Genomic DNA, 14,571 nt, shown 5'->3' on the forward strand with positions numbered 1-14,571 from the left:
GCCCTGGGGAGGACGCCACTATCTCGCATCATCTCCGCGGGCGGGTCCCGAGCTCCCCCGGGGAGACCGGGAGCCGCAAAGGGGAGCTGGGCGCGTGGCTACGAACGTCACATCTCCGACGCGTAGGCCTCTTGCCCCCTCTGCGCTGGCGGTTCTGGATATCTGGTAGCCCGGCGTTTTGAAAAACAACACGGCTTTGAGCGCCTCGATCCCAAAGCCGGTAAGGGCGGACACCGGGATGAACCAGCTGAAGTACCTACCCACTATGCCCCGCAGATTCTTCACCTCCGCCACCCCGATTTTATCCACCTTGTTGACAACGGGTATCACCCTGTCTCGGCTTATGCCCACCTCGCCCAGGGTTGCCACGGAGGTCTCTATCTTGCGGGAGATCTCCTCCCGCGGCTCCGAGCCGTCTACGACTAGGAGAATGACGTCGGCGTCTATGATCTCCTGGAGCGTCGAGTGGAAGGACTCGACGAGGAGCGGCGGGAGGTCATCTATGAAGCCTATGGTGTCTGTCACAACGACTCTCTTGCCCCAGAGGTCCAGAGATCGGCTGTAGGTCTCCAACGTGGCAAAGGGCTTGCCGTCCACCAGTTTGTCCTCGCCCACCAGCCTATTGAAGAGCGTCGTCTTGCCGGCGCTGGTGTAGCCGGTGATCACCACCTCGGGAACCCCCGCCTCCTTCCGCTTAGCTATATGCATGACTCTACTCCTGCGCACCTCCTCCAGCTTTCTCCTAATCGTCGAAATCCTCTTCACCATGTGGCGGTAGTAGGCGTCGACTATGTACTCGCCGGCGCCCATGAAGCCGAGCTGCTCGCCCATCTTAGCTCGCCTCAGGTACTCCTTGACCTTAGGCAGTTCGTATCTAAGGCGGGCTAGCTCGATCTGGAGCTTCGACTCTATGCTACCAGCCCTTTTTTCAAAGATCATGAGTATGACCAGAACCCTATCCAGCGCCCTACGTTTAAACAGCCTCTCCAGGTTGAACACCTGTAGAGGGGTGAGGCTGTGGTATGCGATAAAGACGTCGAAGTCCTTAGCCGCCACCGCCTCGGCCTTGCCCGGGCCGAGGTAAAACCTGGTGTCGGCTCTGCCGAACTGGGTAATTAGGTCCACCACCTCGAACCCGGCCACCTCGGCGAGGGATACAAACTCCTCAAGCTTGTAAGCTAGGTTGGGCGTCTTGGGGCCTACGTATGAGAGAAGGGCCCTATTCCTCACCCCCGTCTCTTATCTCCGCCACTTCGCCCAACGTGAGACCCCTCTCGGCCCCCCTCCCCGTCTGGGCTACGCCCTCTTCCACAGACTCCACCAAAAGCCTAACTCCAAGCGTTTTCTCCAGCTTCCTCGCTAGGGCGAAGTCGGGCTGCAGTTGCCCGGCCTCGATCCTCCTCAACACGGTCTCCTTCACCCCCAACATGGCGGCTAGGGCCTCTCTAGATAGGCCGAGGTTCTCCCTCGCCTTTTTCACCACCTCGCCGAAGTTCTCCACAATCTCCACCTCGGGAGGCGGCGGGCGGGGGGCGGCGGGCTTAGGCCTCGGCGTCTTCTTCACGGCAGGCGCGGCTTGTTGCTGAATCACTTTCTTCCCATATGTGGCGGCGCAACTTCTGCAGACGTATAAGACGGCCTTATCCACCTCTATCGGTATCGGCTCGCCCTCTATGGGCCTTCCACAGATTTCACAATACACGCCTCTCCCTAGTGATGTATTTATAAAGAATTCTTGGGGGGTCGCGTGTCGGCGGTCTTGAACATAATCGCCTACATATACGGGAGGGGCACGGCCGAGAAGTTGAAGGGCAGGAGGGTCGAGGTTGAGTACAACAAGGCCGGGAGGGTCAGGAGGGTGTTCATAGATGGAAGACTGGCCTTTGTGTTACGTAACAACGACGGCTATCTACTGCCGACGTTATACGGGGCCTCGTTTCTAGAAAACAGGGTGGTTGTGCGGGGGGAAGCCGCCGAGTATGTAGCTGGCGGACGCAACGTGCCGGCTAAGTATATAGCGGACGTCTCAAGCGGCTCTAGAGCCAACGGGGAGGTCGCCGTCGTAGACGCAGAGGGGCGCCTAATCGCCGTGGGAAGGTTGGTCTACAGCTCTAGGGAGCTGTCGCTGGGGAGGGGCTACGCCGTCCGGGTTCGAGAGGCGTTGAAAGACGTCACTGGGAAAGAGCCGCGAGAGCCTCCTCGATAGTGCGGTACTCGCCCAGCGGCTCGGAGCCTCTGAAGACCTCCACCTTCTTGAGGACGCACTGTTGGAGTATGTTCTGTGGCGTAACGCCGGGGAAGACGCGGCTCCAGGGGGCGGGCCTCCCCTCCTCGTCTAAGGCCTTGATCTCCCGGTCTATGCCGACTTTGCCGCGGCACTTGGAGAAATGTAGAACGAAGCGGATCCCCCGTGTTCTAGAGATCTCCACCAAGCGCTCAAACGCCTTGAGCATAGACGTTGCGGGGGAGTCTGATCCTCCTGACGAAGTAGTACGTCACTGTGCCGTCGTTGCTAACTAGGGCCAAGACCGTGTCCATAGAGAGCGTCTCGCCCATGTTTATAACGCTTAACAACGTCTGGGTTGTCACCTCCACGCCCTCCACCATCACGTAGAAGAGGTACTTCTCCTTCTTCTCAGCTACGAACATCCTGTCGCCTAGCTTTTCAAGGATCTTGAAGCCCTTGGATCTTAAATCCCTGGTTACCTGCTCAAAAAGGACGTCGCTCACGTCCCCCCACTCGGCGTCGGTTTAAAATATTGTGTGTAGACTCCCTTGTGGGGGCCCGTCGGGCGTAAAACTTTATATATCTACCCCAGTGCTGAGGCATGGCTTCGGATATATCTAAGTGTTTCGCGACGTTGGGCGCCACGCTACAGGACTCCATCGGCAAACAGGTGTTGGTGAAGCTTAGGGATAGCCACGAGATCAGAGGCATACTCCGCTCCTTCGACCAACACGTGAATCTCCTTCTAGACGACGCCGAGGAGATCATAGACGGCAACGTCTACAAGCGTGGAACTATCGTCGTAAGAGGCGAAAACGTCCTCTTCATATCGCCGGTGCCATGAAGGGCACCCCGTCGATGGGTAAACACAACAGAGGCAAAACCCACATTAGATGCCCAAGATGCGGCAGACACTCCTACAACGTCACCAAGAAGTACTGCGCTTCGTGCGGCTGGGGGAGGACCAAACGTTGGAGGAAGTACAGCTGGGCAAAATAAAAAACCTCCGCCGCTATATAGAAACGGTGGAGAAGGCCCGTCATCGCTGATAGGTGAATGACAAATCTGGGTTCTGACCTAATGGAGCTACTGACGGCCGTGGTTGCCCTCTACGTAATAGTTGACCCTCTCGGCAATATACCCCTATTCGCAGCCCTCACGGCTGGGCTGAGCGAGGCGCAGAGGAGCAGGGTGCTTCTGCTCTCCGTGTTGGTGGCCTCGGCCGTGCTCGTGCTCTTCGCCGTATTCGGCGTCGAGATCTTCGGCTACTTCGGGGTGGAGCTAGGCGATTTCATGATAGCCAGCGGCCTCATCTTGATCTCCTTCTCCCTCCACCAACTGATAAGGCCCTACGAGCAGCGTCCCGCAACAGACGGCCTTGAGGTGGCGGTCGTCCCTCTCGCTGTTCCTTACCTGGCGGGCCCCGCGTCCATCTCCTACGTCCTCCTCATGTCTAAACACATGGGCGTCGCCCCCACTCTCTTGGCCGTCGCGGCGGTGTCGCTCCTCACCTTCGCCACCCTACGCGCCTCCGGATTTATAATGAGGGCGTTGGGCGTGCTCGGGATTAGGGTGGTGGAAAAGATAATGCTTATCCTAAGCGTCGCAATTGGGGTATCGTTGGTGAGGAGGGGGCTAGAGGCCGGGTGGTCTCTCGGCGCAAGTAGCAGGGGCTAATTTATAAATTCACAACAACGTCTGTCTGTGTCGGTAAAAGTCAGCATCAGGGGCCAATCCGCCGCCCCCGGCTCCCTCGCCGACGCTCTAAAGGGGGTAAAGCTGAAGCTCGTCACAATATCAGGCAAGGGAGGAGTTGGGAAATCCCTCGTGACCGCCTCTATCGCGGTAGGCTTCGCGATGAGGGGCTACAAAGTCGGCGTTTTAGACGGGGACGTATACGGGCCGACCGTCCCGAAGATGCTCGGCGTATCGAACAGCACCCTCTTCGTAGACGAGAGGACAGGCAAGATCGTGCCCGTCACGGGGCCTCTCGGCATCAAGGTGGTCTCTATAGAGTTTGCGCTTCCGAGCGACGACACGGCGGTCATATGGAGAGCGCCGCTTGTCAACCAAGCGCTTAGGGACTTCATAGCGCAGGTGGACTGGGGCTCCCTAGACCTTTTAGTCGTTGATCTTCCGCCGGGAACCGGCGACGCGCCTCTCACGATCGCCCAGAGCCTCCAGGGAGGGCTAGACGGCAGTATCGTTGTGACAATACCCACTGAGATCTCCAGGAGGATCGTGCTTAAGTCCGTGGACTTCTCGCGCAAGTTGAACATCCGCGTCGCAGGCGTGGTTGAAAACATGTGCTGTTTCAAGTGCCCCGACAACGGAAAGATCTACTACATCTTCGGGAGAGATGCGGGGAGGAGGGTGGCCGAAGCCGCCGGAGTGCCGTTTCTAGGCGGCATACCGATCGACCCCGAGCTATCGCATTACCTGGACTCGGGCAGACTCCACGAGTTCCTCGCGAAAGAAAACGACACCGCCAGAGCCGTATTGGCTATAGTGGATCAACTGGCCGAGATGTATAAGGATAAGCTCTCCCAACAAGTCAAAGCCGAGGAGAAGCCAAAACGCCTATCGCTCCTTAAACTGCCCGGCGAAGAGGAGGAGTAGCCTCCTTTTGCAGCCCCCGGTCTCCCCGGGGGCTCGGGTCATTGGGGACTGGCGGCGCCCCCGTTTCTGCGCCGGGCCCTAGACCGGGTGCGCGGCTCATAATACAAACGTCGCCGGTTCCCGGCGGAGCGTGGCGGAACAGAAAGAGGACGGTCTTGGGCTTAAACCTCACTCCTAGGCGTTTTTGGCAGCCGGGTTGGCGTAAAGGGGTTGGGCAGTAGCTCGCTTAATTTCGCCGTGTATGTCCTGGAGCGCCCCGCCATCACTATCAAGGCGTCTGGGTTAAACTCCGCTATCACCTGCCTACAGGCGCCGCAGGGCGGCGTGGGCTCTTCGGTGTCTGTGTAGACCACGACGGCTTCAATATCTCTGTCTCCTTCCGATACGGCTTTGAAAACCGCCACGCGTTCTGCGCAGATCGTTAGCCCATATGAGGCGTTTTCCACGTTGACTCCAGTGTATATCCTCCCGCTTTTTGTCCTAACGGCGGCCGCCACTCTGAAGTTGGAGTAGGGGGCGTAGGCGTTTTTCAGCGCCGCCTTGGCCCTCTCTATCATCTCCTGTAGTCCAGGGGGCTCCACGGAGGTGCCGATGTGGCAGTTTATATATGTGGTTCAAGCATGGCGCTTGTGCCCTCTGCGGAGGAGGTGAGGAGGAGGATCGTGGAACACGGGCTCTCTATCCGCGACAAGGTGGTTGAAACTCTTCCACACAGCTACGGCCTTGTCGTAGAACAGGTAAAGTCGATATCGCGTGTCTACAAAGGCGACTTCGAGACTTATCTGTCGAGTCTGTCAAACGTGAAGGGGCTTGATCTGTTGGTTATATACGCGGCGCTCGTGGCCGCGCTGTATAGCCGTAGGCCTATCGGCGAAGAGGAGCTGAGGAAGCTCGCCGGCGCTTTTGAGGCAAACGTGTATGACGTGGTCTCAGCCTCGAAGCTGCGTAGAGCTCTTGAGGCTGTTGGGGTCGAGAGGGAGGTGGCAGACGAGACCATCTCCAACCTCTTGAGGATGTTGAACGTGGTGGGCGTGAGGTATAAATCGCCGTATCTCTGGGTGGCTAAACAGAGGAGGTTGCCCAAGTTCGAAAAGGAGGTTAGAGACTTCATCTTCAGGGGCAGGGGAGGGGGGCGCGTGGGGAGGGGCGTAAAGCTCTTCCTAAGGCTCTTCATACACGAGACCAACATCCCGCTGGCGCTCAGGATCGCCTACACGCCAGAGTATAGAAAATACATACTACATGGGGATATGTACACCGCGTTGGTCACGTTGAGATCCGGCGCCTTCGAAGACGTGACCACCCTCACGGCGGAGCGGATAAGGGCTAGGGTGGCCAAGAGGATACTGTGCGAGGCCAGAGAGGGGGGTCCCCGGTGCCGCGACGTGGTTTTTAGGCTTGAGAGCGTCCGCGGCCTTGTGAGATACGTGGGCAAGATAAGCGGCGATCCTGTGTTGTACGAGAGGGGGGCCTACGACATAGGGGCTAGGTACTGCCGTGATCTAAAATGCGATTCGTGCCCAATAAGGGACGTGTGTAGACGCTACACCTTCATTAAGCTGAAGTAGCCAACGTTATAAGAGGGGGCTCTTCTATACCTATGCTAAAGGGCAAGGTATCTATAGTCACCGCGGCGAGCAGAGGGATAGGACGCGGCGTTGCCTCCGTTCTCGCGAGGGAGGGCTCAGACCTCGTAATCGCGGCTAGAGACTGGGGGCGTCTAAAGGAGGTGGCTGAGGAGCTCTCTTCACAACACGGCGTCTCGGTGGTGCCGGTCGCCGCCGATTTGACAAAGAGGGAGGACGTCAAGAGGATAGTTGAGACGGCCGTGAAACAGTTCGGCAAAGTGGATGTTCTGGTGTACAACACGGGGCCGCCTAAGCCGGGGACCTTCCTAGAGCTTACCGAGGAGGACTGGGATTACGGCGTGAGGCTACTGCTCATGAGCGCTGTGTGGATAACAAGAGACGTCCTCCCACATATGGTGGAGAGGAGGCAGGGCAGGCTCATATACATAACATCCAGCACTCTGAAACAGCCTATACCGACCCTCACCCTCTCCAACGTCGTCAGGATATCTCTCGCGGGTCTTGTAAAAACCCTGGCTTACCAGCTGGGGAGGTACAACATCCTCGTGAACGGCATAATGCAGGGCTACGTCGACACTGACCGGGTGAGGGAGGTGGCGGCAGCCAGAGCCCAGAGGGAGGGGCGCACCGTCGAGGATATACTAGAGGAGATGGGGCGGGAAATCCCGTTGGGTAGGCTGGCGAAGCCCGAGGAGATAGGCGAGCTCGTCGCCTTCCTCGCCTCCGAGCGGGCTAGCTACATCACGGGTTCCCTTATCCTGATAGACGGCGGGCGCACCTTATGTATTTAGGTTCAGCGAATTAAAGACCTTCTCGACCTCTCCCCTGTCTATTTTAAACCCGTACTTGATCTCTAGGTAGGACTTCCTGAACTCAACGACGTCGCGCCGCACAGCGGCTGGGTCCTCGCCGCGGAGCACGCGGGCTATGAATCTCGCTATCTCCCTCATCTCGTCCTTCCCCATCCCAAACCTAGTCATCTCCTGTACCCCCATCCTGATGCCGCTGGGCTTCAACACGCTTTTATCCCAGGGCAACGCGTTCTTGTTCACTATTACGTTCGCCTCCTCTAGAAGCGCCGCCGCCTTGTCGCCTCCGCCGAATTTGGACACGTCCACGGCGACTTGGTGCGTCCTCGTGTAGCCTAGCTTCTCCGCGACGGGGGGCACCCCCTCGGACGCCAAGGCCTCGGCCAGAGCTCTGGCGTTCTCCACGATTCTGGAGGCGTATTCCCTGCCGAAGACCTCCATCTCGACAAGCGTTACGTAGGTGGCGGCGTATCTATGTAGGTGGTAGTTGGAGGTGAAGGTTGGGAAGACCGCCCTCTGTATCTGCGAGTTCCTCTCATCGTCTAGCGCCGTGGCTATCACCCCGCCTTGGGGGCCTGGAAAGGTCTTGTGGGTCGAGGCGGTGGTTACGTGCGCCCCCTCCTTCAACGGGTTGGGGAAGACCCCGCCCACTATGAGTCCAAAGACGTGGGCTGAGTCGTGGAGCACGTAAGCCCCCACAGTCTTCGCCGCCTCGGCCACCTCCTTAACTGGATGCGGGAAGAGGTACAGGGAGGCTCCCAGTATTATCAGGTTAGGCCTCTTCTCCTCTATAAGCTTACGGGCCGCGTCTACGTCGACGTTGAAGTTCTCCAGATCCCACGGCAGTTCAACGGTCTTTAGCCTAAGCGCCTTAACCCCCCCGACTGTGTTATGGCTTATATGGCCGCCGTATTTCACGGGCAGAGACGCCACAGTGCCGCCCTCGGGCGTCAGCGCGAAGTACGTGGCCAGGTTAGCCACAGTGCCAGATATGGGCCTTACGTCTACGAACTTGGCCTCTAGAACCGCGGAGAACTTCTTAACGAGGGCGTCCTCCAACACATCTACGTACCTTGTCCCCTGGTAGTATCTATTCCCCACCGTGCCCTCGGCATATCGGCCAGCCAAGTCGTTTATATAGTACAGCTCTGCGAGAGGCGACATCACGTTTTCGCTGGCTATGAGGTTTATAGTCTCCTTACGTCTCCAGGCGTTGTGCCTAGTGACCACGTCGAGGATCTCCCCTAGTTCCCGCGGAAGCATTGTCTCGATAAACCCGGTATTTAATTATGCATCCGCCTCTCTGCGGCTCCCAACCACGACGGGCCCGCCACAGAGCCTCCAAGCCTCTACGGCCTGGCCCCCCTAGGCCTCGTTGGGGGTCCGAGACGTCAGCCGCGGAGCGTTATGACGGCGATCTTCGTAGCGGGGTACTGGCCCATCTCGTCTTTTTCCCACTTCTTCACCATATCCCAAATGGTGAGGAGCGCCACGCCAACTGCGAAAAGAGCCTCTGGTGCTGGCGACATGTCTCTGGCCTTTACAGTGGCTGTGGCCTCGACGCGGCTCCCCGCCTCTATGTCGATCTTGAAGTGTTGGATGGAGGGGCAGGGGCCGCCCAGGAGCTCGCACAACCTCTTGGCGTTTAAGGCGGCGGCGGTCTGCGCCGCATATATCGGATGTCCCTTCTCCACAGGTCCCTTCGCCAACTCGACGTTTCTCAACACCATTTCCCCATATGCCGAGGTCTCTAGATCGCCGCCTCTGGCAAAAGGCGTCTCCTGTAGCGGCCCGGCCGAGAGGTCCGGCGGCGCCTCCCCCTTCTTTTTGACGTCTACAGAGAGATTTCTTATTGTTTCTATGCCGGAGGCCACGGAGCCGACCAAGGCCCCAAATAGGACGTCCATCTCAACCCCCGTCTGCCACTCGGCGGCTCCCTCAACGTAGAGCTTGCCGCCTCTGCATCCAGCCGAGGCGCGTAGAGGCAGAGGATGTAGGAAGGGCAGATATCTGTACGCCTGTAGGGCGGCCCGCGCCGCGACCGACGTGTTGCACCGCTCCGCGGCCACCTCCGCGGAGGCCACGGCGTATCTATACACGTCCGGCTTCCTAGATACGTCGACGATCATTGGAAGCACCTCTCGGCGTCGGAGTAGAGCCTCGCGAGCTCGGCTTTAGAGAGCTTGCGCCTCTCCGCCCTCTGGATGAGTATCTTAGCCGCCAGCAACCTCGCGTTTTTCTCGTCCAGCTCCTTCATCAGCTGGGCTAGAAGCTCCTCGCAACTCTCCGCCGGGGCGTCTATGTACTTCTCGAAAAGCTTAGCCTTCTTTATATCCGTCTCGATCCACGTGTAATCGACGTGGGGTATAGCCCATCTATGTCCACAGCGACGACAGAGAAACTCGTTGCTAGGCAGAAGGGCGACCTCTCTAGAGCCGCACTTGGGGCAAGACACGCCGGTATCTGCTCCGGTGCTTAAAAATTTAACAAGTGAGCCCCCTCTGCTCCAGCCAGCTTCTCAGACGCGGGCCGTAGACCCGAGGCGCCGACGCGATATCTTTGACAGTCCTAGCGCCTATGAGAAACATGGCCGTCTTCACCTCGGCTACGACGGTCTCTATCTCCTCCTTCAGCCTCCCCTCCAGAGCCGCCTTTAGAAGAGGTTGCGACATGGTGAAGAAGCTGGCGCCTAGCGCCAACGCCTTCACGCCGTCGAGCCCGCTTCTGATGCCCCCCGAGGCGATTATGTAGCCCCCGTAGCCGGACTTCGCCTCACATATCGAAGCCGCGGTGGGTATCCCCCACAGCTTAAACGTCTCGGCGATCCTCCGCCGAAGCTGGGCCCCGGCGCCGGCCGCTCTAGCCCCCTCTATCGCTATGAAGGAGGTCCCCCCGTAGCCCCCCACGTCGATGGCGTCCGCAACCCCCGCGAGGCGTGCGGCCACCTCCCTAGATATGCCGTTGCCAACCTCTTTTACAATAAGCGGCCTGCCGGCCGCCCTTTTCACCACCTTGATCTTCTCCAGCACCCCCCTGAAGCGGGGCTCGCCCTCCGGCTGGACAGCCTCCTGGGCGGCGTTTAGGTGGATAGCCACCGCGTGCGCGTCGACCATGTCTACCGCCTGCGAAACCCACTCGGCCAGCTTAACCTCGTCGAGTTCCACAAGCTGGGGCGCCCCCAAGTTCGCCACCTTCGGCACAGTTGGGGCGTTCTTCTTAACAACCTCGAAGGTCCAGCGCACCTCTGGCTTAACCAACGCGATCCTCTGGGAGCCGACGTATATCGGGATCCCAAACGCCTCGGCGGCTTTGGCCAACTCCGCGTTTATCTTCCCAGCTAGCTCAGTCCCGCCGGTCATAGCGCCGATTCCAAACGGCGCCTTGACCTCGGCCCCCAGGAACTTGGCAGTGGTGTCTACCTCCGACAGATCTAGCTCGGGCAGGGCGTTGTGGATTAGGATTACCTCGTCGAACCAGGGGGAGCCCACTTGAGAAATCTCGGAGCTCGCCAGATAAATGTGGTCGTTTTTCCGCCTGTCAATCTCCATTACTGCTTCTGTTGCGCCCTAGCTCTCACACAGCCGCGGCCTGTACACCTGGAGCCGATGAAGCCCACCTTCTGGCCGGGAGGCGCCGTCTTCGACACAGGCGTGCCGCCCTTCTGGTGCGATCCGCCGCCGTGTGGGTGGGCATATGGAGACATGGCTTTGCCTCTGACTAAGGGGTACTTCCACGCCTTTGCCCTCGCTCTGTAGTACTTCTTCCCAGCCTTAACCATGGGCTTTTCTATTCTGCCGCCGCCTGCCACAAGGCCCACCGTCGCCCTCCCCCTGGCGTCCACCTCCATCGTTCTACCGCTGGGCAGCCTAACGATGGTCTTGTTCTCCTCGGGCTTCTGCCCCACGACCACCGCGTAGGTGCCCCCAGACCTCGCGAACTTCCCCCCATCGCCGGGCCTCTTCTCGACGTTGAAAACCATGGTGCCCTCCGGCGCCTTCCCGAGAACCACCACGTTGCCGGTCTTGGGAGACGCCGCCTCGCCTATTTCGATCTCCTGCCCTACGTACAGACCCTCGGCGGCGTAGTTCAGAAACTCCAAGCCGTTTTCGAGACGTATCTTGGCCACAGGCGCGTTGAGGCCGGGCACGTGGATTATGTCAACGACGTAGCCTCTGCCGGCTGTGCCGAGCGGCGGGTACCTAACGGGGCCCTCCCTCCTCCAACTCGGCGACCTAAACTGAGAGCCTCCTCTGCCCCTCCTCTGCACAAGTATCCTCTTGCCCATCGCGCCCCTAGAGGGCTAAGGTTTATAAATATTTTCGGAGGATAAGCCGCGTTATATAGCGCTGTCGTGATGTCATGCACCTCGTCCGAGAGGTGAGGAGCTCATGGCGTGCTGAACATTTAAATACACCCTACCGGCTCTCGCGCCATGGGTCGCGTTAGGCCCAGATACATTAAGTCCCTCGGCGACAAGCTCCTCGAGATGTACCCAGACAGGTTCACAGACAGCTTTGAGGAGAACAAGAAGGCCGTGGCGCAGCTGGCAGATATACCGAGCAAAAGAGTTAGAAACAGGGTAGCCGGCTACATAACGAGGCTGGTGAAAAGGCGCAAAGCCCAGGAAAAAGCTGAGGCAGCGGCGTAACCATGCCGCTCGCGAAGGGAGACTACATACTCCTTGACTACACGGTTGTTGTAAAAGACGAGAACAAGGTCGTCGAGACAACTCAGGAGTCTGTGGCGAAGGAGGCGGGCATATACAAGCCCGAGGAGATCTACGGCCCCCGTCTGGTTATCCTAGGCGAGACCCCTCTCTGGGAGCCCGTAGAAGCCGCGTTGTTGAAGGCCGACGAGGGACAAGACTTCGAGGTAGAGGTGCCGCCGGAGAAGGCGTATGGGGTAAGAGATCCGGGGAAGGTGAAGGTGGTCTCCATTAGGGACTTCCACCGCCACGGCATTGTCCCAAGCGTCGGCGACGTGGTCGACTTCGAAGGACAGCGCGCCAGAGTTGTCTCCATCTCCGGCGGACGGGTGGTGCTGGACTTCAACCACCCGCTGGCGGGCAAGACCTTTATCGTGAGGGGGAGGGTGGCCAAGAAGCTCACGTCTGTCGAGGAGAAGGCTGTGGCGTTGCTCCGGCTGTACCTCCCCAGGGTGCCGGAGGAGAAGATGAAGGCCTCTCTAGAGGGCGGGGTACTCGCCGTCTCGCTACCCGCCGAGGTGTTGCTCTACGAGCGGATAGGCGGCGTCCTCCTACAGTACGCCTCCGAGGTCTCCGCAAAGTTTTCAGACGTGAAGAAGGTGCGGTTTATCGAGGAGGTGGAGCTCAAGAGCTAGTATTTATTAAGTCAACACAACACACAGCCGATGACCACCACCGTAGGCATCGCCGTTAGAGAGGGCGTCGTCCTCGCCACAGATAAACGGGTAACGGCCGGCTACTACATAGCGCATAAGCAGGGGGAGAAGATATGGAAGATAGACGACCACGTGGCCGCCACGATGTCGGGAGGGGTGGCCGATCTACAGTCTGTGCTCTCCTTCCTCACCCTGCGGGCGCGTGAGTACAAGATGGAGTACAAGAGGCCTATCCCAATACGCGCTCTGGTGAACTACGTCTCGCTGATCCTCTTCTACTCCAGGCCCTACATATACATAGTACACTCAATAATAGGCGGCGTTGACGATGAGGAGGGGGCTGTCCTATACATGGCCGACTGGCTCGGCACCGTGACCAAGGAGAGGTACATAGCTACGGGCAGCGGATCGCCCTACGCCAAAGGCGCACTGGAGGTGGGCTACAGAGAGGATATGTCTCTAGAAGACGCCGTGGATCTCGCCATAAAGGCGGTGAAGGCCGCGATTAGAAACGACCCAGGCTCCGGCGAGGGGATAGACGTAGTGGTTATCACCAAGAGGGAGGGCTTTAGACGCGTGTTTACGGCACAGCAGAAGATCGTCTTAGCCGAGTAGGCCTACGCATAAATACCACCAAATTCCGGGGGGCATGCAGATCGAGGACGTCTGGATTAGGAAGGTTTTCACCGGCCGCGGAGATATAACCGTTGAGGTGGAGCTCACCGCGGAGGACCCGGCCGCCGGCGGCTACGTGGTCACCAGGGCGGCGGCGCCCGCAGGCGCGTCGAGGGGAGCCCACGAGGTTCTGTACTTCCCCGAGGGCGGTGTAGACGCCGCGTTGGCGGCCTTTGAAAAACTGGTGGCCCCCGAGGTGGTTGGGCTCGACGTCACGGAGACCTACGCTGTAGACGGCAAGCTCGAGGAAGTCGACGGGACGCCTAGGTTTGAGCGTATAGGAGGCGCCGTGGCTATAGCTACGTCCTTCGCCGCGGCTGAGGCCGGCGCGGCTTCCCTAGGCGTCCCCCTGTTTACATTCCTCGGCGGGGCCTACGCGAGGAGGCTACCTCTGCCGCTCGGCAACGTGATCGGCGGTGGTAAACACAGCAGAGGTCTAGGCCCGGACATACAGGAGTTCCTCGTAATTCCGCTGAATCCGCCGGACGCGTTCACCGCGGTTTACGTCAACGCCGAGGTTCACAAAAGGGCGCTGAAGTACATCCTCAAGGTCGATAGCTCCTTCACAGGGGGGAAAAACGACGAGGGTGCCTGGACCCCCCGGATCTCGTCTATAACAGCCTTGAAGATCTTGAAGGAGGCCGCCGCCGAGGTGGAGAAGGAGCTGGGGGTGGAGGTAGGGCTTGGGGTAGACGTCGCAGCCTCCAGCCTCTGGAACGGCGGGAGGTACGTGTACAAAAACGAGGGGGTCGAGAGGGGGCCTAGAGAGCAGATGGAGTTCATATCTAAGCTCGTGGAGGAGTTCGACCTAATATACGTCGAAGACCCCTTCCACGAGGAGGATTTCCAGTCCTTCGCCGAGCTCACAGACAAGTTCAGAGATAGGCTCATAGTAGGCGACGACTTATTTGTGACAAACCCCGACCGCATAAAGAGAGGCGGCGAGATGAAAGCCGCCACGGGGGTCATAATAAAGCCGGACCAGATCGGCACCTTGATGAGGGCCCACCAGGCGGTGGAGACGGCAAAGAGGTTCGGCATGCGCGCAGTTGTTTCTCACCGCTCCGGAGACACCGAGTACAGAACCTTGGCGCATATAGCGGTCGGCTTCGGCGCAGACGTCATAAAGACAGGCATCATGGGCGGCGAGAGGACGGCTAAGTTAAACGAGCTGATAAGAATCGGTGACTACCTCGGCAAGTGGGCCGCCATCGCACGCATAAGGTAGCGTTGCGACCAAGCACGTCGATCCGGTTTCCCGCCCGCCGCGTTTCTCGCGGAGGGGGCGAGA

Annotated in this window: 21 protein-coding genes; 11 read left to right on the forward strand and 10 right to left on the reverse strand. The window is 59.0% G+C overall.

What is annotated here, in order from left to right:
- Positions 1-18: 18 nt before the first annotated feature.
- Both hflX and TNEU_RS00160 read right to left on the reverse strand, forming a co-directional pair.
- Positions 19-1,230 carry a GTPase HflX gene (hflX, locus tag TNEU_RS00155; RefSeq protein ID WP_012349413.1) on the reverse strand — a complete coding sequence of 404 codons (1,212 nt, stop codon included), beginning with the start codon at positions 1,228-1,230 and terminating at the stop codon, positions 19-21.
- Positions 1,220-1,702 (reverse strand): multiprotein bridging factor aMBF1, encoded by a 483-nt coding sequence (locus TNEU_RS00160; RefSeq protein ID WP_012349414.1) that lies wholly within the window; start codon positions 1,700-1,702, stop codon positions 1,220-1,222. Before TNEU_RS00160 ends, hflX begins: the two co-directional genes overlap by 11 nt.
- Before the next feature lie 45 nt (positions 1,703-1,747).
- Between TNEU_RS00160 and TNEU_RS00165 the strand changes: the two genes are divergently transcribed.
- Positions 1,748-2,206: a PUA domain-containing protein gene (locus TNEU_RS00165; RefSeq protein WP_012349415.1), complete on the forward strand. Its 459-nt coding sequence runs from the start codon at positions 1,748-1,750 to the stop codon at positions 2,204-2,206.
- Here the strand turns inward: TNEU_RS00165 and TNEU_RS00170 are convergent.
- Both TNEU_RS00170 and TNEU_RS00175 read right to left on the reverse strand, forming a co-directional pair.
- Positions 2,172-2,453 (reverse strand): hypothetical protein, encoded by a 282-nt coding sequence (locus tag TNEU_RS00170; RefSeq protein WP_012349416.1) that lies wholly within the window; start codon positions 2,451-2,453, stop codon positions 2,172-2,174. The two genes, TNEU_RS00165 and TNEU_RS00170, sit on opposite strands and share 35 nt — an antisense overlap.
- Positions 2,437-2,730 carry a PDDEXK family nuclease gene (locus TNEU_RS00175; protein ID WP_012349417.1) on the reverse strand — a complete coding sequence of 98 codons (294 nt, stop codon included), beginning with the start codon at positions 2,728-2,730 and terminating at the stop codon, positions 2,437-2,439. The genes TNEU_RS00170 and TNEU_RS00175 overlap by 17 nt, the downstream gene beginning before the upstream one ends.
- A 98-nt stretch (positions 2,731-2,828) precedes the next feature.
- Here TNEU_RS00175 and TNEU_RS00180 point away from each other — a divergent pair, with 98 nt between their 5' ends.
- The 4 genes from TNEU_RS00180 to TNEU_RS00195 all read left to right on the forward strand — a co-directional run bounded on the left by TNEU_RS00180 (position 2,829) and on the right by TNEU_RS00195 (position 4,846).
- Complete coding sequence (locus TNEU_RS00180) at positions 2,829-3,071, forward strand: LSm family protein (RefSeq protein ID WP_012349418.1); 243 nt, start codon at positions 2,829-2,831, stop codon at positions 3,069-3,071.
- Positions 3,068-3,226 (forward strand): 50S ribosomal protein L37e, encoded by a 159-nt coding sequence (locus TNEU_RS00185; RefSeq protein WP_011899567.1) that lies wholly within the window; start codon positions 3,068-3,070, stop codon positions 3,224-3,226. The genes TNEU_RS00180 and TNEU_RS00185 overlap by 4 nt, the downstream gene beginning before the upstream one ends.
- Positions 3,227-3,307: 81 nt before the next feature.
- Complete coding sequence (locus TNEU_RS00190) at positions 3,308-3,904, forward strand: MarC family protein (RefSeq protein WP_245521963.1); 597 nt, start codon at positions 3,308-3,310, stop codon at positions 3,902-3,904.
- Positions 3,905-3,931: 27 nt separating this feature from the next.
- Entirely contained in the window at positions 3,932-4,846 is a 915-nt protein-coding gene (locus TNEU_RS00195) for an Mrp/NBP35 family ATP-binding protein (RefSeq protein WP_012349420.1), read from the forward strand.
- A 161-nt stretch (positions 4,847-5,007) separates the two neighbouring features.
- On the opposite strand, the gene TNEU_RS00200 is transcribed toward TNEU_RS00195, so the two are convergent.
- A complete protein-coding gene (locus tag TNEU_RS00200) occupies positions 5,008-5,403 on the reverse strand; it encodes a cytidine deaminase (protein ID WP_012349421.1) in 396 nt (131 codons plus the stop codon).
- 63 nt (positions 5,404-5,466) lie between these two features.
- Between TNEU_RS00200 and TNEU_RS00205 the strand changes: the two genes are divergently transcribed.
- Both TNEU_RS00205 and TNEU_RS00210 read left to right on the forward strand, forming a co-directional pair.
- Positions 5,467-6,414, forward strand: a complete 948-nt coding sequence (locus TNEU_RS00205; RefSeq protein ID WP_012349422.1) for a hypothetical protein — start codon at positions 5,467-5,469, stop codon at positions 6,412-6,414.
- Positions 6,415-6,446: 32 nt separating this feature from the next.
- On the forward strand, positions 6,447-7,226 hold the full coding sequence (locus tag TNEU_RS00210) for an SDR family oxidoreductase (protein WP_012349423.1): 780 nt from the start codon (positions 6,447-6,449) through the stop codon (positions 7,224-7,226).
- Here TNEU_RS00210 and glyA read toward each other — a convergent pair.
- The 5 genes from glyA to TNEU_RS00235 all read right to left on the reverse strand — a co-directional run bounded on the left by glyA (position 7,215) and on the right by TNEU_RS00235 (position 11,529).
- The gene (glyA, locus tag TNEU_RS00215; RefSeq protein ID WP_012349424.1) at positions 7,215-8,507 is read right to left on the reverse strand and encodes a serine hydroxymethyltransferase; all 1,293 of its coding nucleotides are present in this window, start codon (positions 8,505-8,507) and stop codon (positions 7,215-7,217) included. The two genes, TNEU_RS00210 and glyA, sit on opposite strands and share 12 nt — an antisense overlap.
- 128 nt (positions 8,508-8,635) lie before the next feature.
- Positions 8,636-9,373: a cyclic pyranopterin monophosphate synthase MoaC gene (locus TNEU_RS00220; protein WP_012349425.1), complete on the reverse strand. Its 738-nt coding sequence runs from the start codon at positions 9,371-9,373 to the stop codon at positions 8,636-8,638.
- Positions 9,370-9,699, reverse strand: coding sequence for a zinc ribbon domain-containing protein (locus TNEU_RS00225; protein WP_012349426.1), 330 nt, complete (start codon positions 9,697-9,699; stop codon positions 9,370-9,372). Before TNEU_RS00225 ends, TNEU_RS00220 begins: the two co-directional genes overlap by 4 nt.
- Before the next feature lie 28 nt (positions 9,700-9,727).
- Positions 9,728-10,792 (reverse strand): type 2 isopentenyl-diphosphate Delta-isomerase, encoded by a 1,065-nt coding sequence (fni, locus tag TNEU_RS00230; RefSeq protein ID WP_012349427.1) that lies wholly within the window; start codon positions 10,790-10,792, stop codon positions 9,728-9,730.
- Positions 10,792-11,529 carry a 50S ribosomal protein L2 gene (locus TNEU_RS00235; RefSeq protein ID WP_012349428.1) on the reverse strand — a complete coding sequence of 246 codons (738 nt, stop codon included), beginning with the start codon at positions 11,527-11,529 and terminating at the stop codon, positions 10,792-10,794. The genes fni and TNEU_RS00235 overlap by 1 nt, the downstream gene beginning before the upstream one ends.
- 147 nt (positions 11,530-11,676) lie before the next feature.
- Here TNEU_RS00235 and TNEU_RS00240 point away from each other — a divergent pair, with 147 nt between their 5' ends.
- Genes TNEU_RS00240 through eno form a run of 4 tightly spaced genes read left to right on the forward strand, consistent with a single transcriptional unit; the run spans position 11,677 to position 14,508 of the window.
- Complete coding sequence (locus tag TNEU_RS00240; protein ID WP_012349429.1) at positions 11,677-11,892, forward strand: 30S ribosomal protein S17e; 216 nt, start codon at positions 11,677-11,679, stop codon at positions 11,890-11,892.
- A gap of 2 nt (positions 11,893-11,894) precedes the next feature.
- A complete protein-coding gene (locus TNEU_RS00245; protein WP_012349430.1) occupies positions 11,895-12,584 on the forward strand; it encodes a peptidylprolyl isomerase in 690 nt (229 codons plus the stop codon).
- 30 nt (positions 12,585-12,614) lie between these two features.
- A complete protein-coding gene (locus tag TNEU_RS00250; protein ID WP_012349431.1) occupies positions 12,615-13,220 on the forward strand; it encodes an Ntn hydrolase family protein in 606 nt (201 codons plus the stop codon).
- 34 nt (positions 13,221-13,254) lie between these two features.
- On the forward strand, positions 13,255-14,508 hold the full coding sequence (eno, locus tag TNEU_RS00255) for a phosphopyruvate hydratase (RefSeq protein WP_012349432.1): 1,254 nt from the start codon (positions 13,255-13,257) through the stop codon (positions 14,506-14,508).
- Positions 14,509-14,571 lie beyond the last annotated feature (63 nt).

The sequence above is a fragment of the Pyrobaculum neutrophilum V24Sta genome (assembly GCF_000019805.1).
GTDB classification, from domain to species: domain Archaea; phylum Thermoproteota; class Thermoprotei; order Thermoproteales; family Thermoproteaceae; genus Pyrobaculum; species Pyrobaculum neutrophilum.

Bases quoted from the DNA above. Each gene is read 5' to 3' on its own strand.
- TNEU_RS00170 (WP_012349416.1), bottom strand. From the start codon at position 2,453: ATGCTCAAGGCGTTTGAGCGCTTGGTGGAGATCTCTAGAACACGGGGG.
- TNEU_RS00180 (WP_012349418.1), top strand. From the start codon at position 2,829: ATGGCTTCGGATATATCTAAGTGTTTCGCGACGTTGGGCGCCACGCTA.
- TNEU_RS00185 (WP_011899567.1), top strand. From the start codon at position 3,068: ATGAAGGGCACCCCGTCGATGGGTAAACACAACAGAGGCAAAACCCAC.
- TNEU_RS00190 (WP_245521963.1), top strand. From the start codon at position 3,308: ATGGAGCTACTGACGGCCGTGGTTGCCCTCTACGTAATAGTTGACCCT.
- TNEU_RS00200 (WP_012349421.1), bottom strand. From the start codon at position 5,403: ATGATAGAGAGGGCCAAGGCGGCGCTGAAAAACGCCTACGCCCCCTAC.
- TNEU_RS00205 (WP_012349422.1), top strand. From the start codon at position 5,467: ATGGCGCTTGTGCCCTCTGCGGAGGAGGTGAGGAGGAGGATCGTGGAA.
- TNEU_RS00210 (WP_012349423.1), top strand. From the start codon at position 6,447: ATGCTAAAGGGCAAGGTATCTATAGTCACCGCGGCGAGCAGAGGGATA.
- glyA (WP_012349424.1), bottom strand. From the start codon at position 8,507: ATGCTTCCGCGGGAACTAGGGGAGATCCTCGACGTGGTCACTAGGCAC.
- TNEU_RS00220 (WP_012349425.1), bottom strand. From the start codon at position 9,373: ATGATCGTCGACGTATCTAGGAAGCCGGACGTGTATAGATACGCCGTG.
- fni (WP_012349427.1), bottom strand. From the start codon at position 10,792: ATGGAGATTGACAGGCGGAAAAACGACCACATTTATCTGGCGAGCTCC.
- TNEU_RS00235 (WP_012349428.1), bottom strand. From the start codon at position 11,529: ATGGGCAAGAGGATACTTGTGCAGAGGAGGGGCAGAGGAGGCTCTCAG.
- TNEU_RS00240 (WP_012349429.1), top strand. From the start codon at position 11,677: ATGGGTCGCGTTAGGCCCAGATACATTAAGTCCCTCGGCGACAAGCTC.
- TNEU_RS00245 (WP_012349430.1), top strand. From the start codon at position 11,895: ATGCCGCTCGCGAAGGGAGACTACATACTCCTTGACTACACGGTTGTT.
- TNEU_RS00250 (WP_012349431.1), top strand. From the start codon at position 12,615: ATGACCACCACCGTAGGCATCGCCGTTAGAGAGGGCGTCGTCCTCGCC.
- eno (WP_012349432.1), top strand. From the start codon at position 13,255: ATGCAGATCGAGGACGTCTGGATTAGGAAGGTTTTCACCGGCCGCGGA.